Below are 22,208 nucleotides of genomic sequence, written 5' to 3' on the forward strand. Positions count from 1 at the left end.
TCGTCCCGGCGAAGGCCGGGACCTCAGGAGGCTTGGCGCCGATTGCCTGAGGTTCCTGCCTACGCAGGGACGACGGTGATGGACGGCCCTAGCGGGCTCAGTTCATCTTCATGCCTTCCTTGTTCATGAGCGACGTGATCCTGGCGTTCTGCTCCTCGCTCATCGCGGCACGGAAGCGCGGGAAGACCTGCTCTTCCTCCATCCGCGCATGTTCCTCGATGAGTGCGCGGAACTCGCGCACGGTCGGCAGGAAATCAGCCGAATCCTTTTCCATGTTCTCAAGGCGATAGAGGAAGGTCTTCACATAGCCATGCTCATGCTCGAGATGGTCGGCATCGACCGTCTCATTGGCCTGGCGAAGCGCGGGATAGACCACCTGCTCCTCCTGATGGGCATGCTTGTTGAGCGCATAATGGAGCGCCTTGACCAGCGCGGTGCGCTTGCCGGTCTCGTCGTCCGCGGTCGCCAGCAGGAGGTCGAACTTGGCGAGCGTCGCCTTGTGCTCGAGCTTGAGGATCTCGTCCCAGGCATTGCCGGCCATCATCGATTCCGACGTCTGCTGGAGGAACTTGCGGGCCCAGTTGGCGCCGATCCCGATCGCCGCGCCGGCCGCCAGCGCGCCGAGCAGGGGCGCGGCGCCATCCTTGCCGCCGAAGGAGAAAGCGGAGCGCTCGCGGCGCGCCTCGCGGTTGTCGGTCTTCTTGCTGTCGCGGGTGCGGCTGTCGTTACGCGTGGCCATGGTCACTCTCCCTGGGTCGTCGAAAACCCGGGAAGCAAACGGTCGGGCGGGGGTGACCGTTCCTGTTGCGACGAACCTTTGCGCTAGATCGCATTACCTTCCGGCTCGGCGGGCTCCGGCGCCGGTTCCTCGGGCGGGGGCGGCTCGCTGACCGGTTCGGCGGGCGGCGGGGCGGCCTCGGGAAGCTGGTCGATTACCTCCCGGGGCGGCGCGGGCGGCGGGGTCGCGGTCTCGACGTCCTCGCCGGGCAGGCTTTCGGGCTTGCGGCTCGGCGGCGGGGCCTTGTCGGCGGGGGCGCTGGTCCCGCGATAGACGCAGGCGTCGAGGCCGTCGCGGGCGACGATCGCGATGCGGGCGGCAATGCTGTTGCCGTAGCGGCGGGTGAAGCCTTTGGGGGCGATCGCCGCACGGCCCTTCGGCAGCGGCAGGACCGCCGCCAGCCGGGCCGCCTCGGTGCGGGTCAGCGCGCTCGCGTCATGGCCATAATAGCGTTCGGCCCCGGCATTGACGCCATAGGTGCCGATCCCCGTCTCGGCGAGATTGAGATAGACCTCTATGATCCGGCGCTTGCCCCAGAGGTGCTCGATGAGGAAGGTGAACCAGGCCTCGAGCCCCTTGCGGGCATAGCCGCCGCCCTGCCACAGGAAGGCGTTCTTGGCGGTCTGCTGACTGATGGTCGAGCCGCCGCGGATGCGGCCGCCGCTGGCGTTGCGCCGCGCGGCGTCGCTGATCGCGTCCCAGTCGAAGCCCGAATGGCTGCAGAACTTCGCATCCTCGGCGGCGACCACCGCGCGGACCATGTCGCGGTCGATCGTCTCGAGGTTCATCCACTGGCGGGTGGCGCCGCGCCCGGCGAGGATGTCGCCGGCCATGGTCGCCGTGATCGGCGGATTGATGAAGCGATAGGCGAGCACCCACAGCACCGAGCCCGCCAGGAAGGCGACCACCAGCAGCAGCAGGAAGCGGAAGAGCCGGGCCGGAAGCGAGCGGGTGGAGCCGCGGCGGGAGCGGGAGCGAGCCATGGGAAAATCGGCTAGCGGGCCGCCTGCCGGCTTTCAATCGCCGCGAGCACCGCCAGTGAGCCCGGATCCTTGGGGCGGCCCTTGAGCGCCTTGTCGGCACTGTCCCTGGCCCCGGCAAGATCGCCGCCGGCAAGCTTCGCCTCGGCCTCGAAGCGGCGGACCGGCGACCACCAGGCGGGCGGATCGCCCGAATAGCCGTAGTCGGCATCTTCCTGGAGCAAGGAACCCTTCTCGAACGCGGCGGCGGCGAGCGCGGGCTTGCCCTCGATCATGGCGGCGCGCCCATCGAGCACGGCACTCGCGATCCGCAGGGTCTGGCGACCATACCAGTCCCAGTCGTCCTTCTTGCGCTTGCCCTCGGGCGCGGCGGGGATGGCGGCCTGCTCCTTGCGGACGTCGATCGCCCGGCCGAGGCGCGCGAAGGCCTCGCCGCGCGCATAATGCCACATGCCCTTGAGCATCGGCAGCTGGGGTTCGGGCACGGCGAGGATCTCGCGCGGGTCGGCGAAGATACCGAGCGCCACATAGGCGCCGCCGGCCGCGCGCTGGGCATTGGCGAGGGCCTTGTTGGCCGTCAGCGAGGCCGTGACCAGCGGCCGTGCGAGCCACAAGGCGGTCTCGGCATCGCCCGCCATCAGCGCGCCGCCGATGCCGAAGGTGACGTTGTGGATGTGATAGGGCACGCCGAACACGCCCGAGGGGGGCGGCACCGCCATCGCCTTGGCCTGCGCATAGACGATCTCGACCGCGCGGCGATTGACCAGCCCCGCCTCGCGGTAGCGGCCGACCCAGTAGAAGGTGTGGCTCGGCATGTGGACGAGGTGCTGGGCATTGGGAGCGAGCGCCCCGAGGCGGTCGGCATAGGTCTCGGCCTTGGCCGGGACCCCCGCGATCTCGCTCGCGTGGATGTAGAAGTGGATGGCGGGGGTGTAATCGGGATTGCGGGCGAGCGCGCGTTCGGCCGCCGCCATGCTGCGCCGCGCCGCCGCCTTCATCTTCTCTTCTTCCTCGCCCCCGGACTGGAGCCAGGCGTCGGCGGCGAAGCTTGCCAGCTGGTCGTTGTCGGGATGGTCGTCGGAGATCTTCTGCATCGCCTCGGCGAAGGCGAGGTCCCCGGGCTGCCCCCAGCCGCCGCCCCTGGTATAGCGGGCGACCAGCGCGTCGGTCAGCGCCCTTTCGAGCGGGTCGCCGCTTTTGGCCGCCATCGCCTGCGCCTCGCGGGCGAGCTTGAGCAGCGCCTTCATCTCTTGCGGGGTCTTGTTGTAATTGATCGTCGGACCATCGGCCCAGGCCTCGCCCCAGGCGCACATGGCGCACGCAGGATCGAGCCGCCGCGCCTCCTTCATCGCTTCGACCGCCGCGGCGTGGGCGAAGGCTGCGGCAAGCTGGAGGCCGTTGTCGAAAAATGCTTGAGCCTGCGGGACTTGCGTGCCGATCTTGAGACCGCCGCCGCCATATCCGCTGAGCAATTGCGGGGTAGCGGGCGCGACCATGTCGGCGTGACCGGCATGCTCCTGCGCAACTGCCGGCACGGCCGCCGTCACCAGCAGGCCAAGGATGATCGCGCGCACGCCCATGTCGATTGCTCCCCTCGAGCGGGGGAACTTAGCGAATGGGGCCGGGCTGGCTAGCCCTGCGTGCCCAGCCGGTCTGCGGCGGCCTGATAGGTGCGCGCCATGCTGGTCAGCACGTCGGCGGCCTGGCGGTCGGAAATTCCGGCGGCGAGGCGGCGGCAGCGGGCTGCCTTGGCGCTAAGGGCGTCCTGGTCGTCGGCTTGCCCGTCCGAAGACGGGGAGGGGCCGGCGCGGCCCTCGCGGGTAAGATCGGTAGCCAAAACAACAGCTTTCGAAATGGGTCTGGGCATGGTCCACGTCATGCCCGTCGCCCAACAACCCGTGGATGGCTGTCGGGTTCCCGACATCAACGCCCGCGCCGGTGGTCCGGCGCGGGCATGTGACGGATCGGCAACGCCTTAGAGCGCGACCTCGGCTTGGTTCTTGTGCTCGTGGTCCTTGCCCGGATCGCGACCGAGCAGCTTCAGGGCCGCGGCGACCAGGGTCGAGCCGGCTTCGGCCTTCCAAATCTCGGCCTTGCTGGTGTCGAGCCGGAGAAGGGCGAGGTCGGGATCGTCCTTGCCGCCCTTGTACCAACTGGCGATGATCGGGTTCCAGAACTTCTCGATCAGCGCACGGTCCTCGACCAGCGACAGCGTTCCGTGGATCGAGGCGAACAGCCCGTGGCCCTTGGACGCATAGGTGCAGACCACCCGGTTGTTCTCCGCCAGGCCCTTCACGATCGCCTCGGACTTCGCGCCGAAGAAATAGATGTCGCCGCCGTGCTTGAGCTCGTCCTCGTCCTGCCAGTTGACCTGCGCGGTCCACGGACGGGTGCGGCTGTCTTCGACGCCCTGCAGCCCGATCATCACGAAGGGGGAGCCCTTGAGTTCCTTCCAGAACAATTCCTTCAGCTCTTCGCTGCGCTCGGCGTCGGCCACGTCTATTCTCCCGTAATCCTGGTTCGCGAACCGAAACGGGAGAGGGAAGGGAGGGTTCCCGGAGCTGGACTAACGGACCCGCCGGACCAGCAGTCCGCCGCCCTCGCTCTCCTTGACCTGGAACTCGGGCATGGCGCGAACCAGCTCGGAGAGGCTGCGCGCACCATAGTTGCGGACCGAGAAGCTCAGCACCGCCTTCGCCCGCTGGCCGACCTCGGAGAGCGAGGCGTAACCTTCCTCGTCGCGCTTGCTCTGTTTCCAAGCGGCGCCGAGGACGTTGAGCAGTTCGGCCTCGACCGGACGGCTCTCGTGAACCTCGTCAGCCTGCTCGCCATTCTCGGCCAGCGCCTGGACGTCGAAGAAGCGGTCGCAGCTGTTCTGGAAGCTGATCGGGGTCTTGGCGGTGCCGAAGCCATAGACCTTGAGCCCGGCCTCGCGGATCCGCTGCGCGAGCGGAAGGAAGTCGCTGTCGCTCGACATGATCCCCAGCCCGTCGAGCTGCCCACGATAGAGCAGGTCCATGGCGTCAATCACCATCCGCATGTCGGTCGCGCTCTTGCCCTTGACCACGTCGAACTGCTGGATCGGCTGGATCGAGTGCTGGCTGGTGAGCTGCCCCCAGCCCTTGAGCGCGGGCTTGGACCAATTGCCATAAGCGCGGCGGATGTTGATCGTGCCGAGTTCGCCCAGCACCAGCAGCACCTCGTCGAGATGATCGGGCGAGGCATTGTCGGCGTCGATCAGGAGCGCGATGTTGCGGTCGCGCTCCATCAGGCGTCCACTTCCTCGGGCACGGCGCGGAACTCGTCGGCGGCCTCGTCGAGTTCGTAGAGGCACCCCTCGGCGATGGCGAACCAGCAGCCGTGGATCTTGAGCTCGCCCGCCGCCTCGCGCTCGGCGACGAAGGGGAAGGTGCGCAGGTTCCTGAGGCTGACCTTGACCCCCTCGAGTTCGAGCGCGTGCTGGGGATCGGCGGGAGCCTCGGCGACCACCTTGTCGCGGGCCTCGTCGAGCAGGCCGATCCACTTGTCGATGAAGATCCGGTCGGGCTCGCCATGGCCGGCAAGCGCGGCGCTGACCCCGCCGCAGGCGCCATGGCCCATGACGACGATATGCTTCACCTTGAGCTTGGTGACCGCGAATTCGAGCGCGGCCGAGACGCCGTGAAGTCCGCCACCCTGCTCGAACGGCGGCACGAGATTGGCGACGTTCCTGAGGATGAAGGCCTGACCCGGGACGGTGTCGAACAGGATCGCTGGATCGACCCGGCTGTCGCAGCAGCCGATGATCATCACCGGCGGCTCCTGCCCCTCGGCAAGGGCGTCCCAGCGGCGGCGCTGGTCGGAATAGCCATGGGCGCGGAACCGGTGATAGCCGCGCAGCAGCGCTTTGAACTCAGGCATGGAAACGCATCATCCTACGGGTCAGTCCCTTCACTTCACCACCCCGGCGAGGGGCTAGACCCGCCCCGCGCGCTTGGCAATCGGCCCGCCGATGGAACGAATGGGGCGGTTCGGCGCTGTTCCAGGTCTACGGACATTCTGGAGGACGGACCATGAAGAAGGCGATGATGGCGGCGATGCTCGTCGCGGGCGTGTCGGTGACCGGCTGCGCGACGACCAATCCCTATGGCTATAACGATCCCTATTACAACGGCGGGCGCTCGAGCCAGGCTGGCCGCGCGGCCACCGGTGCGGCGGTCGGCGCGGTCGCCGGCGGCGTCATCGGCGCGGTGGTCCCGGGGGTCTCGACGGTCGAGGGCGCGGTTGCTGGCGGCATCGCCGGGGCGGTGCTCGGCGCCGTGATCAAGGGCCGGCAATATTACCGCGATACCCGCGGCTATTGCTATTACGTCGATAGCAACGGCAACCCGGTCTACGACTACAACACCCGCTGCTAGTCGGCGATAAGGCCATCCTCTCCATCGCGGGGGGATGGCGACCGCAGGAGCGGTCGATGCGAGGGGTTCCCGCCTGACGGCGGGGACCCCTCCGTCGTTGGTGGCCAGGGCCTGCCCCGGAGCAGGAGCGGCGGGGTAGCGAAAGCCCGCCCGCATCGCTATCTGGCGCGCATGAACGCGCCGACCCCGCTGCCCACGCCTCCTCGCGCCCGCAAGCCGGACTGGATCCGGGTCAAGGCCCCGACCAGCGAGGGCTATGCGCAGACCCGCAAGCTGATGCGCTCGCTCAACCTCGCCACCGTCTGCGAGGAAGCGGCCTGCCCCAACATTGGGGAGTGCTGGACCAAGAAGCACGCCACGGTGATGATCCTCGGCGACACCTGCACCCGGGCCTGCGCCTTCTGCAACGTCAAGACCGGCATGCCGCGCGCGGTCGATCCGTTCGAGCCGCAGAATACCGCCATCGCCGCCGCGCAGCTCGGGCTCGAGCATATCGTCATCACCAGCGTCGACCGCGACGACCTGCCCGACGGCGGCGCGAGCCAGTTCGTCAAGGTGATCGAGGCGCTCCGCCGCGAGACGCCCAAGACCACGATCGAGATCCTCACCCCCGACTTCCGCAACAAGAGCGAGGATGCGGTGGTGCGGATCGTCGACGCCGGGCCCGACGTCTACAACCACAATCTCGAGACCGTGCCGAGGCTCTATCCGACCATCCGGCCGGGCGCGCGTTATTATGCCTCGCTGCGCCTCCTGGAGAGCGTCAAGCGCCGCGCGCCACACATCTTCACCAAGTCGGGCGTGATGGTCGGTCTCGGCGAGCAACGGCTCGAGGTCCACCAGGTGATGGATGACATGCGCTCGGCCGACATCGATTTCCTGACCATGGGGCAATATCTCCAGCCGACCCCGCGCCATGCGGCGGTGGAGGAGTTCGTCACCCCGCAGGCCTTCCAGGGCTATGCCGCCATTGCCCGCGCCAAGGGTTTCCTGCTGGTCGCCGCCTCGCCGCTGACGCGCTCGAGCTATCATGCGGGCGACGACTTCAAGAAGATGCAGGCCGCCCGGGCGGCGAAGCTCGCGCGCTAGGGGAAAGATGCCCCGCCACAGCGAACAGCGTTACCTGCCCTACACCCCCGAGCAGCTGTACGAGCTGGTCGCCGACGTCGCGCGCTATGACGAGTTCCTGCCGTGGGTCACGGCGGTCCGGATCCGCTCGAGTAGCGAGACCGAAATGGTGGCCGACCTGATCGTCGGCTTCGGCGCGTTCCGCGAGCGTTTCACCAGCAAGGTCGTCAAGGACCGGCCGAAGGCGATCACCGTCGACTATGTCGAGGGGCCGTTGAAATTCCTCCACAACGAATGGCGGTTCGAGCCGGCGGGGGAGGGGACCAACCTCCACTTCGCGGTGGATTTCGCCTTCCGGAACCGGCTGTTCGAGGCGGTCGCGGGGCAGGTGTTCGACCGCGCGCTGCGCAAGATGACGTCAGCCTTCGAGCAGCGCGCCGCCGCGCTCTATGGCACCAACGCCGTCCCCGCGCAGGCGCAGACCAAGGGCAGTTGAGCGCCTGACTGCTTGAGGTCCCCGCCTCTGCGGGGACGACGTCATTGGTCGGCAGGTATCAGCAGGTCCAGCGCGCAGAGCGCCGCCTGCAGCCGCACCCCGACCCGCCCGCCGGTCGCATCGAACAACTTCTGGTCGGCGATGATGTCGTCGGGGTCCTGCCCCTTCTCGGCGCGGGCGAAGATGACCGTGCCGACGGGCTTGGCCGGGCTTCCGCCTTCGGGACCGGCAATTCCGGTGATCGCCACCGCGACGTCGGCGCCCGATTTCTCGAGCGCGCCCTTGGCCATCGCCCAGGCGGTCGCCACGCTGACCGCGCCGAAGGTGTGGAGCACGTCGGGCGAGACCGCCAGCGCCGACGTCTTGGCGTCATTGGCGTAGGTGACATAGCCCGCGTCGAACACGGCGGACGACCCCGCGATCTCGGTCAAGGCGGCGCTGACGAGGCCGCCGGTGCAGCTTTCGGCGACCGCGATCCGGCGGCCGAGCGCCTTGTTCTTCTCGATCACCTCGCGGGCCTTGGCCACCAGTTCGGGATGCAGCAGCGAGTCCATCGGCGGATCCTTCAGGCGGGGAGGCGAATGGTGGCGATCGCCTGCGCCGCTATGCCTTCGCGGCGCCCGGTGAAACCGAGGCTTTCGGTGGTGGTCGCCTTGATGCTGACTTGGGTTGCCTTGAGGCCGAGGATCTCGGCCACCCGCGCCTGGATCGCGGCGCGGTGCGGGCCGACCTTGGGCGCCTCGCAGATGACCGTGCAGTCGACATGGTCGATGATCCCGCCACGCTCACGGATGAGGTCGGCGGCGTGGACCAGGAAGCGGTCGCTCGCGGCGCCCTTCCATTGCGGGTCCGACGGCGGGAAATGCTGGCCGATATCGCCCAGCGCGGCCGCACCGAGAAGCGCGTCGGTGATGGCGTGGAGGACGACGTCGGCGTCGCTGTGCCCGGCAAGGCCCTGGGGATGATCGATGGTGATCCCGCCCATGACGAGCGGGCCCGGCCCTTCGAAGGCATGGACGTCGAAGCCCGTGCCCGAGCGGCTGATCATCTGCGAGCCAAGCATCATTTCCGCGCGTTCCCAGTCATTTGCCGTGGTGAGCTTATGCAGGCTCTCATCGCCAGGCACCGTTGCGACCTTGAGGCCCGCCTGCTGCATGACGGTCGATTCGTCGGTCGGCGTGGCCGTCGCGGCCTCCTCATAGGCATAAAGAAGGTCGGTCTTGTGAAAGGCCTGCGGGGTCTGGACGCGGAGCAGCTGGACCCGGTTGACCGTGCCGCGCAGCTCGCTGTCGCCCTTGGCGACCGTGTCGGCCATCGGCAGCACCGGCACCGCGCCATCGGCGCTGGCCAAAGCGTCGAGCAGCCGATCGATCACCGCCGGCGGGCAGAACGGGCGGGCGGCGTCGTGGACCAGCACGATCCCGTCGGCAATCGCTTCCAGCCCGGCGCGGACGCTGTCGGCGCGTTCCTTGCCGCCGATGATGAAGTCGCCGACGTCGAACCCGGCCAGCGCCGAGCGCGCGTGCGCTTCCTGGCCCGCGCCGATCACGACCCGGACGGCGGTGATCCGCGGGTGGCCGATCAGCGCCTCGACCGCATGGGCCAGCAGCGCCTTGCCGAGGAGCGGGCGATATTGCTTGGGGGTCTCGCTTCCCATGCGGGTGCCCGAGCCGGCGGCGACGATGAGGGCGGTGACGGGCTCCATGCCGCGCGCCTTGCCCGTAAGCGGCCGCTCCTGTAAAGGCGCGCGCTCCCATGGACAGTTTCAAGCCTATCACGATCGGCCCGGTCCGGATCGATGCGCCGGTCATCCTCGCGCCAATGACGGGCGTCACCGACCTGCCTTTCCGCAAGCTGGTCAAGCGCCACGGCGCGGGCCTGACCGTCAGCGAGATGATCGCTTCGCAGGCCGCGATCCGCGAGACCCGGCAGAGCCTGCAGAAGGCGCTGTGGGACCCGAGCGAGGAGCCGGTGTCGCTCCAGCTTGCCGGCTGCAGCCCAAAGGAAATGGCCGACGCCGCGCGCCTCAACGAGCAGCGCGGCGCGGCGATCATCGACATCAACATGGGCTGCCCGGTGAAGAAGGTCGTCAATGGCGACGCGGGAAGCGCGCTGATGCGCGACCTGCCGCTTGCCGCCTCGATCATCGAGGCGACGGTCAAGGCCGTGTCGGTGCCGGTGACGGTGAAGATGCGGATGGGCTGGTGCCACGACAGCCTGAACGCTCCCGAGCTCGCCCGCATCGCCGAGGACCTCGGCGCGCGGATGATCACGGTCCACGGCCGCACCCGCAACCAGATGTACAAGGGGCAAGCCGACTGGGCGTTCGTCCGCTCGGTCAAGGAAGCGACCAGCCTGCCGGTCATCGTCAACGGCGACATCAACAGCCGCGAGGACGCCCGCGAGGCGCTCCGCCAGTCGGGCGCCGACGGGGTGATGATCGGCCGCGGCGCCTATGGCCGGCCGTGGCTGCTCGGCCAGGTGATGGCCGACCTTGCCGGGGGCGAGAAGCCCGATCCCAGCATGGACGAGCAGCTGGCGATGATCCTCGAGCAATATGAGGCCATGCAGTCGCTCTACGGCACGCAGACCGGGGTCAATCTCGCGAGGAAGCACATCGGCTGGTACACCAAGGGCCTCCACGGCTCGGCCGAGTTCCGCCAGAAGGTGAACACGCAGGACGATCCCAGGGTAGTGGTCCAGATGCTCCGCGACTTTTACGCGCCCTGGCTGAGCCGCGCGGCGGCCTGATCTCCTCCCTCCCTCTTTCGCCAGCGGGAGAGGGAAAATAAGTTAACGCCACCCGTCACAAACTGTGTTCTTTCGGCCACAATCCATGCTAGGGCCCGTCCTGCAATGGATGCCCGCTCGGCCGCTTCCAGTCTCGATCAGCCGCCCAGCCTGACCCGCTGGCTTGCGACGGAGCGCGCCAATGGCCGCTTCTATCGCGTGATGGAGCTCGTCGCCGGCGGAGCGCTGCTGGTCATGCTGCTGGTCGGATACGGCACGCTGACGCGGGGTGATCCGACCCAGATGACCGCGCCGCCGGTCATCGCCCTGCTGCTCGTCGGAATCCTCATTCCTTCCATCCTGCTGATGGTGCTGCTGACCCGGCGCCTCGCCATTCGCCGTGCCGAACAGGGCGGGCTCGGCACCGGGCTTCTCCACACCCGGCTGGTGGCGCTGTTCTCGATCATTGCCGCCGTCCCGACCGTGCTGGTCGCGATCTTCGCCTCGTTCCTCCTGCAGTCGGGGCTCGAATTCTGGTTCTCGAACAAGGCGCGGGGCATGCTGGAGAACAGCGTCCAGATCGCGCGTGCCACCTATCAGCAGGAGGTCGACAGGGTCGGTCTCGAGACCACGACCATGGCCGGCGACCTCACCCGCGAGTTCCTGCCCCGCTTCCCGCTCGACGACGTGCGCTTCGCCGAGGCGATGGCGCGCTTCCAGGTCCTGCCGCGCAACCTCAGCGAAGCGATCATCTTCACCGCCGGTCCCGATGGCGTCATCCGTACCCAAGTGCTGGTCAACCCCTATGACCGGCCGCTCGAAAAGCAGATCACCAAGGCCAAGCTCGACGAGCTCAACCAGGGCCGCGAATGGGTCGAGGTCAGCAGCCCCGACCGGGTGGGCGCGCTGACCAAGCTCGAGGGGCCGGGCAACCTCTACCTCTATTCGGCGCGGGTGTTCGAGCCCGCGCTCCGCCAGCAGCTCGACCGGGCGGACTCGGTCATGAAGGACTATCAGACGCTGCAGGAGCGGGCTCGCATCTATCAGCTGCAGTTCAACGCGGCCCTGTTGCTGGGTGCGCTGGTCATCGTCGGCCTGGCGATCTTCGTCGCCTTGCGGCTGGCCGATCGCCTGGTCCGCCCGTTGGGTGGCCTCGTTACTGCCGCGGGCCGGGTCGAGGGCGGCGACTTTTCGGCGCGGGTCGATGTTGGTGACAAGGAAGACGAGATCGGGGTCCTCGCCGCGGCGTTCAACCGGATGACCGGCAGGCTCGAGGAGCAGACCGGGGCGCTCAAGGCGGCGAACACCCAGCTCGATACCCGCCGTGCCTTCATCGAGGCAGTGCTGGGGTCGGTGACGGCGGGCGTGATCGCATTGGACAACGACCGCCGGATCCTCCTCACCAACCGCTCGGCCGAGGCGCTGCTCCAGCATGGCTGCGAGGGGATCGAGGGGCAGGGGCTGCACGAGGTCAGCCACGAGCTCGAGGAATTCCTCTGTGGCGACCAGCGCGAGGCCGACGTCCTCGTCCGCGCCGAGGGCGGGCAGCGCACGCTGGCGGTCAAGCGCGTCCGCTATGCCGACGGCTGGGTGCTGACCTTCGACGACATCACCGAGCAGCTCGCCGACCAGCGCCGCGCCGCCTGGTCCGACATCGCGCGGCGCATCGCGCACGAGATCAAGAACCCGCTGACCCCCATCCAGCTCGCCGCCGAACGGCTCCAGCGCCGCTACGGCAAGGAGATCGAGAGCGATCCCGAGACCTTCGGGCGGCTGACCGAGACCATCGTCCGCCAGGTCGGCGACCTGCGCCGCATGGTCGACGAATTCAGCAATTTCGCGCGGATGCCCAAGCCGGTGTTCCGCGAGGAGAATGTCCACGAGATCGCGCGCACCGCGCTGTTCCTGCACGAGGTCGCGCATCCCGGCGTCACCTTCACGCTCGATCCGGCGCAAGGCGATATCCGCATGGTCTGCGACCGCCGCCAGCTCGCCCAGGCGCTGACGAACGTTGTCAAGAATGGCGTCGAAGCCATTGAAAGCCGAAAGAATCGCGGCGAGCATAATTTCGCCGGCGACCGCATCAACCTGTGCCTGCGCAAGACCGAGCAGCAGCTGGTGATCGACGTCACCGACACCGGCGTCGGCCTGCCCGAGGAACGCGAACGCCTCACCGAGCCTTATATGACCACGCGGGTGCGCGGCACCGGGCTGGGGCTGGCGATCGTCAAGAAGATCGTCGAGGAGCATGGCGGCGAGATCGCCTTCCTCGACCGCGCGGGCGGGGGCACCCACGTCCGGATCGCCTTCGACCTCGCCAAGCTCGCGGTGCTGGCCGAGGCCGCCGAAAACACGCCTGATGAGGAGACTGCGTAAGATGGCTCTGGAAGTGCTGGTGGTCGACGACGAGGCCGATATTCGCGACCTCGTGGCCGGCGTCCTCGAGGACGAGGGCTATGCGGTCAGGTCGGCCGCCAACTCGACCGAGGCCCTCGACGCGATCGAAAGCCGCCGCCCGAGCCTCGTGCTGCTCGACGTCTGGCTGCAGGGCTCGCGGATGGACGGGTTGCAGCTGCTCGAGGAGATCAAGCGGCGCGATCCCACCCTGCCGATCCTGATGATCAGCGGGCACGGCAATCTCGACACCGCGGTCGCCGCGATCCGCGAGGGCGCGATCGACTTCATCGAGAAGCCGTTCGAGGCGAGCCGGCTGCTCCACCTCGTCGGCCGCGCGACCGAGACCGACCGGCTGCGGCGCGAGAATGCCGACCTCAAGCTCAGGATCGGGACCGAGGACCAATTGAACGGCTCGTCGGTCGCGATCAACACCGTCCGCGCGACCCTGAAGCGGGTGGCGCCGACCGGCAGCCGTGTGCTCATCACCGGGCCCGCCGGGGTCGGCAAGGAGATTGCCGCGCGCACCATCCACAATTGGAGCACGCGCGCCGGGGGGCCGTTCGTCACCGTCGCCGCGGCGCGGATGGACCCGGGACGGGTCGAGGAGGAATTGTTCGGCTCCGAGACCGATGGGGTCGCGCGCCCGGGCTTTCTCGAGCAGGCCCATGGCGGAACTTTGTTCCTCGACGAGATCGCCGACATGCCGCTGACCACGCAGGGCAAGATCCTGCGTGTGCTGACCGACCAGAGCTTCACTCGTTCGGGCGGGCAGCGCCCGGTCAAGGTCGACGTGCGGGTGCTGTCGGCGACCTCCAAGAACCTGTCCGACGAGATCACCGCGGGCCGCTTCCGCGAGGACCTCTATTATCGACTCAACGTGGTGCCGGTGCGGATCCCGCCCTTGCGCGAACGGCGCGAGGACATTCCCGAGCTCGCCAACCACTATCTCGCCCGCTTCGCCGCCGAGCGGCGGATGCCGCCGCCCACGCTGTCCGACGAGGCGCTGGCCGCGCTCCAGGCGCATGACTGGCCGGGCAACGTCCGCCAGCTGCGCAACATCATCGAGCGGACGGTGATCATGGCGCCGAGCGAGCGGCTCGAGCGGATCGAGGTCGACCTGCTGCCGGCCGAGGTGCTCGACACCGGCGGGTCGGGCGGGCTGTCGAGCTCGACCCTGTCGATCATGGGCTCGCCGCTGCGCGAGGCCCGCGAGAGCTTCGAGCGCGAATATCTCCGGGTCCAGATCCGCCGTTTCTCGGGCAACATCAGCCGCACTGCGAGCTTCATCGGGATGGAGCGCTCGGCGCTGCACCGGAAATTGAAGGCGCTCGGGCTCGGCGACAAGGGACAGAATGACGAGGAGGATCGTTCCTCCTCCTGACGTCCCGGCCCCGGGGCCTGTAACCGATAACAGAAGAACGCAGAAAATGCCGTCCAAGACCCTGAGTTTGCAGGATCATTTCCTGAACAGCCTGCGCCGTTCGCGCACTCCCGTGACCATCTTTTTGGTCAAGGGGGTGAAGCTGACCGGCGTCATCACCTGGTTCGATGCCTTCTCGCTGCTGCTCCGCCGCGACGGGGTCAACCAGCTCATCTACAAGCATGCGATGTCGACCATCATGCCGGCCCGCGCGCCGACCGACATCGACCTCGCCAGCTTCCGCGGGACCGGGGTGGAGGAGGGAAGGGCGACGCTTCAGGACCTGTTCCTCGCCGCCGCGATCCGCCAGCGCGAGCCGATGACGGTGTTCCTCGTCAACGGCGTGATGCTCCAAGGCGAGGTGGTGGCGTTCAACCGCTTCTCGATGCTGCTCGGCCGCGGAGCCGAGGTCCAGCTCGTCTACAAGCATGCGGTCTCGACCATGCAGCCGGGGAGCCAGCTCCAGCTCGGCGGCGTGACCGACAGCGAGGACGGGGAATGAGCACCGGCTTCGACCGGGCGGGTGGCGATGGCCTGCGGCGCGGGGAAGCGGCGCTGGTCGTGCTTCCCGACCGCGCGCAGGAGAGCAACGCGCGGACCACCGAGGCGCGGCTCGACGAGGCGCAGGGCCTGGCCGAGGCGATCGGGCTCGACGTCGCCGACCGGCTGGCCTTCCGCATCCGCCAACCTCGCCCCGCGACCCTGTTCGGCAAGGGACAAGTCGAGGAGATCGCCGAGCGCGCCGCCGAGCGCGAGGCCAAGGTGCTGGTGGTCGACGCGGCGCTCACCCCGGTCCAGCAGAAGAACCTCGAGGACGGGACCAAGGTCAAGGTCATCGACCGCACTGGCCTCATCCTCGAGATCTTCGGCGAGCGCGCCGCCACCGCCGAAGGGCGGCTTCAGGTCGAGCTCGCCCACCTCGACTATCAGGCCGGGCGGCTGGTCCGCAGCTGGACCCACCTCGAGCGGCAGCGCGGCGGCTTCGGCTTCCTCGGCGGTCCGGGCGAAACGCAAATCGAGGCCGACCGCCGGCTGATCCGCGACCGCATGGCCAAGATCCGCCGCGAGCTCGACCAGGTGAAGCGCACGCGGGCGCTTCACCGCGACCGGAGGAAGCGCGCGCCGTGGCCGGTGATCGCGCTGGTCGGCTATACCAATGCCGGCAAATCCACCCTGTTCAACCGGCTGACCCGCGCCAAGGTCTTTGCCGAGGATTTGTTGTTCGCGACGCTCGACCCGACCATGCGCGAGATCAGCGTGCCCGGCTTCGACAAGGCGATCCTGTCGGACACGGTGGGCTTCGTCTCGAACCTGCCGACCGAGCTCGTCGCCGCCTTCCGTGCGACGCTCGAGGAAGTGGCGAGCGCGGACCTGATCCTCCACGTCCGCGACATCCACCATCCCGACAGCGATGCGCAGAAGGCCGATGTCGAACAGGTGCTGGGCGACCTCGGGATCGTCGCTGGCGAGGACGGGCCGGCCCGGCTCGAGGTGTGGAACAAGGTCGATCTCCTCGAAGGCGCCGACCGCGAGGCGGTCGAGAACGAGGCCGACCGGCGCGAGGACGTGATCACGGTGTCAGCGCTGAGCGGGGAGGGGACCGATCGGCTCCTCACCCGCGTCGGCCAGCTGCTGCGCGAGGGCGCGGCGGTGCATCACTTGCGGCTGAAGTCCAGCGACGGCCAGCGCCTCGCCTGGCTCCACAGCCGCGGCGAAGTGCTCGAAAGCCGCAGCGAGGGCGACGAAATGTTCGTCGCGGTGCGGCTCAGCCCGGAGAATTGGCAGCGCTACCAGGGACTTTGAGCGCAAAGGTCACAAAGGTCCCAGGGTGGCCGAGTCGCATCCGGCGAGCTTCTGTAAATTGTCAAAGAGCGAAACGAACCGTTGAGGTTCATTTCAGCAGATGAAATCCTACTAGGCAAGGGAAGGGGCGAACGTCCGCTTTCGACCGATTTACGACATTCCAGTCGAGCGTCTGAGATCGGCCCATTGCGGCCCCTCAAGGCGCTTTAACGGTTCGCTGACGCCAGCGACGTATGCCAAACGAAGTCTAAGCGTCAGGCGTTTGCACAATGCATCTCAGCTTCTCCGAAACAACCATCACCAGCATCATGAAAATCTTCGTGATCGCAGCGGCGTTAACAGCTCTCGTCGGCATTATTCTCTTCTTTGGAAAAGGTGATCTTCAGGCGAGAGTGTTTGGCACAGGGTTGGCCGTCTTGTCCGCCTTGTTCCTCTGGGGATGCCTTCGACTGTCGTGGCTTAAGCGTACGAAGGCCGCCGCCGTGATTGCCACTGGGGAAGAGGTAGTCTTCAATTCGCCGCTCTGGAGGAAGCGAGTGCGATTTGAAGATCTTGTGTCCGTCAATCGATTGAGTGTCGCTCCACAAGCGGGCCCTGTGCAAGGCAAGCGTTCTATGGAGATCATTCGACTAACCCGTAGGTCGGGAGGAGTGATGCAGGTGCCGCTGAACTTGCTTTCTGACAACGATGCTGAGGTCGAGAAATGGATGCGCCTTGTCACTTCCAAGGTGAAAGCTCAGGCGTGAGCCAACGCAGGACCGTCAGCGCAATGTCTGCTTCCCACCCAGATCAAACATCCGGTGACACGAGGATATTAGTCCCGCGTCCGAATGTTCATTGCGACCCGATAAGGTCCGGCGCGCGCGGTCAGCCGCTGGCCTTTCCAGCTCAGCCGGATCGCGCCCTCGGCAAGCAGGCGGTTGACGGCCCCATGAACCATCGGCATGGCGGCGCGCCAGTCGCCGTCGGACGCGATCGCCCGCGCGACTTCGCTCGGGCAGATGGTGCCGCCGGGCGCGCGAGACGTGAGCAGGGCCAGGGTCGTTTGGCGCGCCTCGGCGGTCATGGCCGGCGACGCCGGCCTCTGGTCGATCGCCCGGTCGTCATCGGATCGGGCTTGGCCGGCTTTGTCCAGCCAGGCGGCGGCGCCACCCGCTGCTGACTCGTGCCCAGTCCCATGGCGCCGGGCTTCTGTCGCTCGATGCCTTCCAGATCGGCCTGCTCGGCCTCGTCCGCGGTCGCTCTGCCGCGCAGCAAGGCGATCCGGTCGCGGCAGCGCTTCGCTTCCTCGAAATCCAGTTCAAGCGCGGCACGCTCCATCCGCTGGCGGAGGCTCTCGATCGTTTCCGACATCCCGCGACAACGCCCGAGCGCAGCTTCGGGATGCCGGGCTCCGCCTTGCAATGTAGGATTTGAACTGCTTATCTAACCGCAGCGGTTCGCCGTGGAGCTCTTTGCAATTGCCGATCATTCCGTCGCGGGGACGGCGAAAGTCACAGTGCGTGACCTTCCCACTTTCGTCCCCGATCCCGGGATTCCGCCATTTCCTCGGCCTGCGCGGGCCTGTTTCGCACCCCCGGACCCTGGGACCTTTGTGACCCTTCCCTAATCCACCCGGTGGCCCTTGGCGGCTTCGAGCGGCTTCACGTGAACGGTCTTGATGTTGACGAATTCGCGGATGCCGTAGGCGGCGCATTCGCGGCCGTAGCCCGAATGCTTGACCCCGCCGAAGGGCATGCGCGGGTCCGAGCGGACGTTCTCGTTGACGAAGCTCATCCCCGCCTCGAGTTCGTCGCGGGCGATCCGGCGACCGCGCTCGGGATCGCCGGTCAGCACGCCCGAGCCAAGGCCGAACTCGCTGGCGTTGGCGATTTGAATGGCGTCGGCCTCGTCCTCGGCCGCGATGATCGCGGCGACGGGTCCGAACACTTCCTCGTCATGCGCGGGCTGGCCGGCGGCGACGTCGGTGAGCACGGTCGCGGGATACCAGGCGCCCTTCTTGTCGGGCACCTCGCCGCCGAGGAGCAGCGTCGCGCCATTGGCGATGCTCTTCTCGACCTGCCCGGCAATCTCGTCGCGCGCCTCGACGCTCTGCATCGGCCCGAGCTTGGTCGCCTCCTCACGCGGATCGCCCATCGCATAGGCCTTCATCGCCGCGACCATCGCCGCCTCGAACTGCTCCTTGATTGCGCGGACGACAATGAAGCGCTTGCCCGCGATGCAGCTCTGCCCGCCGTTCACCATGCGTGCGGTGGCGGCGACCTTGGCGGCGGCCTCGGCGTCGGAATCCTCGAGAACCAGATAGGCGTCCGAGCCGCCGAGCTCGAGCACGCACTTCTTGAGCACGCCCCCGGCGGCCGTGGCGACGCTCTTGCCCGCCGCGACGCTTCCGGTCAGCGTCACCGCCGCGACATGCTCGTCCTCGATCAGCGCGGCGATGTGCTTGCTCGGCAGGATCAGCGTCCGGAACAGGTCCTTGGGGACCCCGGCGTCATGGAAGACCTGCTCGATCGCCAGCGCCGAGCCGGGAACGTTGCTGGCATGCTTCAGGAGCGCGCCATTGCCCGCCATCAGCGCCGGCGCGGCAAAGCGGATCACCTGCCAGAAGGGGAAATTCCACGGCATCACCGCCAGCACGACACCGATCGGGTTGAAGGTGACGAAAGCCTCGCCCGGCGCGCCGAGATCGACCGTCTCGTCCGCCAGATAGGCCTCGGCATGGTCGGCGAACCAGTCGCAGTGGAAGGCGCATTTCTCGACTTCCGCACGACCGTCGGTGAGCGTCTTGCCCATCTCCTCGGTCATCAGCCCGGCATAGCGGTCCGCCCGTTCGCGCAGCAGCGCGCCGGCCTTTCGGATGATGGCGGACCGTTCGGCGAAGCTGGTCTTGCGCCATTCGCGCTGCGCCGCATGCGCGGCCCTTGCGGCGGCGCGCGCCTGGTCGAGGTCGTGGGCCGGATAGCTCCGGCCCTTCTCGCCGGTGGCGGGGTTGGTCGTCGTCACCATGCCCGCCGCCTCTTTGTCAGCCATTTGATGTCCTTTGCTCGGGTTCGGGGGCTCAGCGCTCCAGCCGGTAGATGAGTTGCAACGAGACACCGGTTTCGAGCTGGCCGGGCGCAACGATCCCGCCATCGCGCTCGGGCGCGGGCGGCGGGGGCGGCGGGGGGCCGCCGGCGTAGCTCACCCGGCTGGCGGTCACGATCACGTCGGTCCCGCGATAGCTCACCCCTTCCTCGACCGAGAGCAGGGTCACGCGGGAAAAGCCCTGGTTGCGGGCATATTCGAGCGCTTCGGCCTGTCCCCGCTCGAGCGCCCTCTTGCGGGCCTCGGCGCGCAGCGGGAGGGGATCGGAGATGGAGAAGTTGGGCCCATAGACGCTGTCAGCTCCGGCGGTGGTCAGCGTGTCGAGCAGCGCAGTCAGCTTGGGAATGTCGCGGGTCTTCAAGAGGATCGAATTGCTAGCGACATAGCCGTTGAAGACCTGGCGGCCGCGGCCCGTCGCGGGATCGTTGATGTAGTTGTATTCGGGGCTCAGCTGGATGCCCTGCGTCTGGATGTCGCGCTCGCGCAGGCCCGCCGCGCGGATGGTCGCGAGCAGTTTCTCGGTCTTGACCTTGTTAGCCTGGGCGGCCGCCGTGGCGGTCGGCGCGCGGGCCTGGGTCCCGACGGTGATGCTCGCTTCGTCGGGCGGGGTACGCAGCGTCTCGGAAATGCTGAGCTTGACGAGCGGCGTGGTTGCCATTTCGGCGATGGTCGATTGCGGCGCGACCTGCGCGGCGGCGACGGTCGGGAGGGCGAGGATGGCGAGGGCGAAGAGGAGACGCATGGGGATCCTTGGCGCTGTTGCGAACTCCCAACGCCTAGGATGCCAAACCGTTCTCCCACCTTAACGACATCGCCGCTCCTCCCGGTCTGGGAGAAGCGGCGATGGTTGTTCAAATGCGGCCCCAGGGCTCAGGCGTCGTCGTCGGCGCCCGGCCCCACCATCAGCGCGTCGCCGATCTCGTCCTTGCCGCGGCGGATGGCGGCCTCGATCTTGGCGGTCACGTCGGGATTCTCGCGAAGATAGTTCTTCGAATTCTCGCGGCCCTGGCCGATCCGGGTCGAATCGTAGCTGAACCAAGCACCCGACTTCTCGACCACCCCGGCCTTGACGCCGAGGTCGAGGATCTCGCCGATCTTGCTGACGCCCTCGCCATACATGATGTCGAACTCGACCTGCTTGAACGGCGGCGCGACCTTGTTCTTGACGACCTTCACGCGGGTGGTGTTGCCGACGATCTCGTCGCGATCCTTGATCTGCCCGGTGCGGCGGATGTCGAGGCGGACCGAGGCGTAGAATTTCAGCGCATTGCCGCCGGTGGTCGTCTCGGGATTGCCGTACATGACGCCGATCTTCATGCGCAGCTGGTTGATGAAGATCACCATGCAGCGCGAGCGGCTGATCGAACCGGTAAGCTTGCGCAGCGACTGGCTCATCAAGCGGGCCTGAAGGCCGACGTGGCTGTCGCCCATCTCGCCCTCGATCTCGGCCCGCGGCACGAGCGCGGCGACCGAGTCCACCACCAGCACGTCGATCGCGTTCGAGCGAACCAGCGTGTCGACGATCTCGAGCGCCTGCTCACCCGTGTCGGGCTGGCTGACGATCAGCTCGTCGATGTTGACCCCGAGCTTCTTGGCGTAGGCGGGATCGAGCGCATGCTCGGCGTCGACGAAGGCGGCGGTGCCACCGTTCTTCTGCGCCTCGGCGATGGTGTGCAGCGCAAGCGTGGTCTTGCCCGAGCTTTCGGGCCCGTAGATCTCGATCACGCGGCCGCGCGGAAGACCGCCGACGCCGAGCGCGATGTCGAGCCCGAGGCTTCCGGTCGAGATCACCTCGACCTCCATCTTGGGCTTTTCGCCCAGCTTCATCGCCGAGCCCTTGCCGAACGCGCGATCGATCTGCGCCAATGCGGCGTCGAGCGCCTTCTGCCTGTCCGTAGTCATTACATCCCCGCCCATACCGACGACCTTCAGCTGCGTTGCCATGACCCTGCTCCTCTCACGTGCCGGCGGCGGCGAAAGCCTCCGTTCCGGACGTATGTACACATTCCGTTCTCATGGAACAAGAGGAGAACGAATGCGCAATCGAGGATGGCTCACAGCAAGAGTGGCCGAGCCTCGCCACTCTAGCGCGGGGGGCGGGAGAGGCAATCGCAAAAGGTTCAGCCGGCCGCCGCGCCGAGCAGTTTGCCGACCAATGGATTGGGGAAGCGGCGCGCCATGGTCACGGCATAGAAACTGGCGGCGAAGCCGGGCATCCGCTCGGCCTCGACCAGGGTGCCGGCGGCGATCTCGTCCTTGACCACGATCGGCGGCAGGACCGCCAGCCCGACATCCTCGCGGGCGAGCAGGCGGAGCATCGCCATGTCCTCGACCTCGGCGGCGATCTGCGGGCGCAGGCCGATCCGGTCCATGAGCGCGTCGAAGCCGGTGCGGATCTCGCTGTCGAGCGTCGGCAGCACGACCGGGTTTGCGGCGAGCAGCGCAGCGAGGCCCGGCTCCTTCCCCGCCAGTCGCGACGGCGTGCCGAACAGGCTGACCGGCTGTTCGGCAAGGCGGTGCGCGACGAAGCGGCGGAGCGCATCGCCCTGTGGCGGGCGATTGACCAGGACGACGTCGAGATTGAGCCCTTCGAGTGCCGCCAGCAATTCGGCCTGGCTGCCCGAGCGCAGCACGATCTCGATGTCGTCGCGGCCGAACAGGGGCCGGAGAAACTCCATCTGGAAGTTGCGCGACAGCGTTGCGAGCGCACCGACGCGGAGCGCCTGGCGGGCCAGTCCGGTCTGGCGGAGAGTCCCGAGCAATTCTTCCCCGGCGGCGAAAATGGCGTCGGCATGGTCGAGCGCGATCCGCCCCGCTTCGGTGAGGTGGAGTTGGCGCCCGCGCCGCTCGAACAAAGGATGGCCGAGCCGTTCCTCGAGCTTGCGGATCTGCACCGACAGTGCCGACTGGGTGAGGTTCAACCGTTCGGCGGTGCGGGTGAGATTGCCGTCATGCGCCACCGCCCAGAAGTAGCGCAGGTGGTTGTAGTTGAGGGTGGACATGGTTCGATAATAGCGAACGGTTTTGCAAGAACAATGCATTTAACATGAGATAC

General features: G+C 67.5%; 23 protein-coding genes and 1 pseudogene. 9 read left to right on the forward strand and 15 right to left on the reverse strand.

The genetic code is table 11. From position 1 onward, the window contains the following. Positions 1-97 precede the first annotated feature (97 nt). The 7 genes and pseudogenes from BS69_RS0104395 to BS69_RS0104425 all read right to left on the reverse strand — a co-directional run bounded on the left by BS69_RS0104395 (position 98) and on the right by BS69_RS0104425 (position 5,658). A complete protein-coding gene (locus BS69_RS0104395) occupies positions 98-739 on the reverse strand; it encodes a hemerythrin domain-containing protein (RefSeq protein ID WP_029940764.1) in 642 nt (213 codons plus the stop codon). Between the two features lie 311 nt (positions 740-1,050). Beyond that, positions 1,051-1,761, reverse strand: a pseudogene (gene mtgA / locus BS69_RS0104400) (monofunctional biosynthetic peptidoglycan transglycosylase); the annotation flags it as partial. Between the two features lie 11 nt (positions 1,762-1,772). After that, positions 1,773-3,338 (reverse strand): hypothetical protein, encoded by a 1,566-nt coding sequence (locus BS69_RS0104405; protein WP_051676537.1) that lies wholly within the window; start codon positions 3,336-3,338, stop codon positions 1,773-1,775. A 50-nt stretch (positions 3,339-3,388) separates the two neighbouring features. Then, positions 3,389-3,595, reverse strand: coding sequence for a hypothetical protein (locus BS69_RS0104410; protein ID WP_029940767.1), 207 nt, complete (start codon positions 3,593-3,595; stop codon positions 3,389-3,391). A 138-nt stretch (positions 3,596-3,733) separates the two neighbouring features. Beyond that, positions 3,734-4,255: a pyridoxamine 5'-phosphate oxidase family protein gene (locus tag BS69_RS0104415; protein ID WP_029940768.1), complete on the reverse strand. Its 522-nt coding sequence runs from the start codon at positions 4,253-4,255 to the stop codon at positions 3,734-3,736. 69 nt (positions 4,256-4,324) lie between these two features. Then, entirely contained in the window at positions 4,325-5,026 is a 702-nt protein-coding gene (locus BS69_RS0104420; protein WP_029940769.1) for an NYN domain-containing protein, read from the reverse strand. Continuing rightward, positions 5,026-5,658 carry a carbonic anhydrase gene (locus BS69_RS0104425; RefSeq protein WP_029940770.1) on the reverse strand — a complete coding sequence of 211 codons (633 nt, stop codon included), beginning with the start codon at positions 5,656-5,658 and terminating at the stop codon, positions 5,026-5,028. Before BS69_RS0104425 ends, BS69_RS0104420 begins: the two co-directional genes overlap by 1 nt. A gap of 152 nt (positions 5,659-5,810) precedes the next feature. Here BS69_RS0104425 and BS69_RS13140 point away from each other — a divergent pair, with 152 nt between their 5' ends. The 3 genes from BS69_RS13140 (at position 5,811) to BS69_RS0104440 (ending at position 7,719) form a co-directional block, all read left to right on the forward strand. Further along, a complete protein-coding gene (locus BS69_RS13140) occupies positions 5,811-6,155 on the forward strand; it encodes a hypothetical protein (protein WP_037504372.1) in 345 nt (114 codons plus the stop codon). Between the two features lie 171 nt (positions 6,156-6,326). After that, the gene (lipA, locus tag BS69_RS0104435) at positions 6,327-7,244 is read left to right on the forward strand and encodes a lipoyl synthase (RefSeq protein WP_029940772.1); all 918 of its coding nucleotides are present in this window, start codon (positions 6,327-6,329) and stop codon (positions 7,242-7,244) included. Between the two features lie 7 nt (positions 7,245-7,251). Beyond that, positions 7,252-7,719, forward strand: a complete 468-nt coding sequence (locus BS69_RS0104440; protein ID WP_029940773.1) for a type II toxin-antitoxin system RatA family toxin — start codon at positions 7,252-7,254, stop codon at positions 7,717-7,719. A 41-nt stretch (positions 7,720-7,760) separates the two neighbouring features. Here the strand turns inward: BS69_RS0104440 and BS69_RS0104445 are convergent, their stop codons facing one another. Together BS69_RS0104445 and BS69_RS0104450 are read right to left on the reverse strand one after the other, a co-directional pair. Further along, positions 7,761-8,273, reverse strand: a complete 513-nt coding sequence (locus tag BS69_RS0104445) for a CinA family protein (protein ID WP_029940774.1) — start codon at positions 8,271-8,273, stop codon at positions 7,761-7,763. An 11-nt stretch (positions 8,274-8,284) separates the two neighbouring features. Next, positions 8,285-9,424 carry a bifunctional 2-C-methyl-D-erythritol 4-phosphate cytidylyltransferase/2-C-methyl-D-erythritol 2,4-cyclodiphosphate synthase gene (locus BS69_RS0104450; RefSeq protein WP_029940775.1) on the reverse strand — a complete coding sequence of 380 codons (1,140 nt, stop codon included), beginning with the start codon at positions 9,422-9,424 and terminating at the stop codon, positions 8,285-8,287. Between the two features lie 50 nt (positions 9,425-9,474). On the opposite strand from BS69_RS0104450, the gene dusB reads away from it, so the two are divergent. From dusB to BS69_RS0104480, 6 genes are all read left to right on the forward strand, one after another. Next, positions 9,475-10,470, forward strand: coding sequence for a tRNA dihydrouridine synthase DusB (gene dusB / locus BS69_RS0104455; RefSeq protein WP_029940776.1), 996 nt, complete (start codon positions 9,475-9,477; stop codon positions 10,468-10,470). Between the two features lie 105 nt (positions 10,471-10,575). Then, entirely contained in the window at positions 10,576-12,825 is a 2,250-nt protein-coding gene (locus BS69_RS0104460) for a sensor histidine kinase (protein WP_156956893.1), read from the forward strand. A gap of 1 nt (position 12,826) precedes the next feature. Further along, complete coding sequence (gene ntrX / locus BS69_RS0104465; RefSeq protein ID WP_029940778.1) at positions 12,827-14,227, forward strand: nitrogen assimilation response regulator NtrX; 1,401 nt, start codon at positions 12,827-12,829, stop codon at positions 14,225-14,227. A 46-nt stretch (positions 14,228-14,273) separates the two neighbouring features. Continuing rightward, complete coding sequence (gene hfq / locus BS69_RS0104470) at positions 14,274-14,768, forward strand: RNA chaperone Hfq (RefSeq protein WP_029940779.1); 495 nt, start codon at positions 14,274-14,276, stop codon at positions 14,766-14,768. Then, positions 14,765-16,069 carry a GTPase HflX gene (gene hflX, locus BS69_RS0104475; RefSeq protein WP_029940780.1) on the forward strand — a complete coding sequence of 435 codons (1,305 nt, stop codon included), beginning with the start codon at positions 14,765-14,767 and terminating at the stop codon, positions 16,067-16,069. Before hfq ends, hflX begins: the two co-directional genes overlap by 4 nt. A gap of 269 nt (positions 16,070-16,338) precedes the next feature. Beyond that, positions 16,339-16,815: a hypothetical protein gene (locus tag BS69_RS0104480; protein ID WP_029940781.1), complete on the forward strand. Its 477-nt coding sequence runs from the start codon at positions 16,339-16,341 to the stop codon at positions 16,813-16,815. A 68-nt stretch (positions 16,816-16,883) separates the two neighbouring features. On the opposite strand, the gene BS69_RS0104485 is transcribed toward BS69_RS0104480, so the two are convergent. The 6 genes from BS69_RS0104485 to BS69_RS0104510 all read right to left on the reverse strand — a co-directional run bounded on the left by BS69_RS0104485 (position 16,884) and on the right by BS69_RS0104510 (position 22,155). Next, on the reverse strand, positions 16,884-17,135 hold the full coding sequence (locus BS69_RS0104485; RefSeq protein ID WP_029940782.1) for a DUF3253 domain-containing protein: 252 nt from the start codon (positions 17,133-17,135) through the stop codon (positions 16,884-16,886). After that, complete coding sequence (locus tag BS69_RS0104490; RefSeq protein ID WP_029940783.1) at positions 17,132-17,422, reverse strand: UvrB/UvrC motif-containing protein; 291 nt, start codon at positions 17,420-17,422, stop codon at positions 17,132-17,134. The genes BS69_RS0104485 and BS69_RS0104490 overlap by 4 nt, the downstream gene beginning before the upstream one ends. Before the next feature lie 252 nt (positions 17,423-17,674). Continuing rightward, positions 17,675-19,099 carry an NAD-dependent succinate-semialdehyde dehydrogenase gene (locus BS69_RS0104495; protein ID WP_051676538.1) on the reverse strand — a complete coding sequence of 475 codons (1,425 nt, stop codon included), beginning with the start codon at positions 19,097-19,099 and terminating at the stop codon, positions 17,675-17,677. A 28-nt stretch (positions 19,100-19,127) separates the two neighbouring features. Then, the gene (locus tag BS69_RS0104500; RefSeq protein ID WP_029940785.1) at positions 19,128-19,895 is read right to left on the reverse strand and encodes an SIMPL domain-containing protein; all 768 of its coding nucleotides are present in this window, start codon (positions 19,893-19,895) and stop codon (positions 19,128-19,130) included. Between the two features lie 128 nt (positions 19,896-20,023). Then, positions 20,024-21,097: a recombinase RecA gene (gene recA / locus BS69_RS0104505; RefSeq protein WP_029940786.1), complete on the reverse strand. Its 1,074-nt coding sequence runs from the start codon at positions 21,095-21,097 to the stop codon at positions 20,024-20,026. 176 nt (positions 21,098-21,273) lie between these two features. Next, entirely contained in the window at positions 21,274-22,155 is an 882-nt protein-coding gene (locus BS69_RS0104510; protein ID WP_029940787.1) for a LysR family transcriptional regulator, read from the reverse strand. Positions 22,156-22,208 lie beyond the last annotated feature (53 nt).

Source organism: Sphingomonas astaxanthinifaciens DSM 22298, from assembly GCF_000711715.1.
GTDB lineage: Bacteria > Pseudomonadota > Alphaproteobacteria > Sphingomonadales > Sphingomonadaceae > Sphingomicrobium > Sphingomicrobium astaxanthinifaciens_A.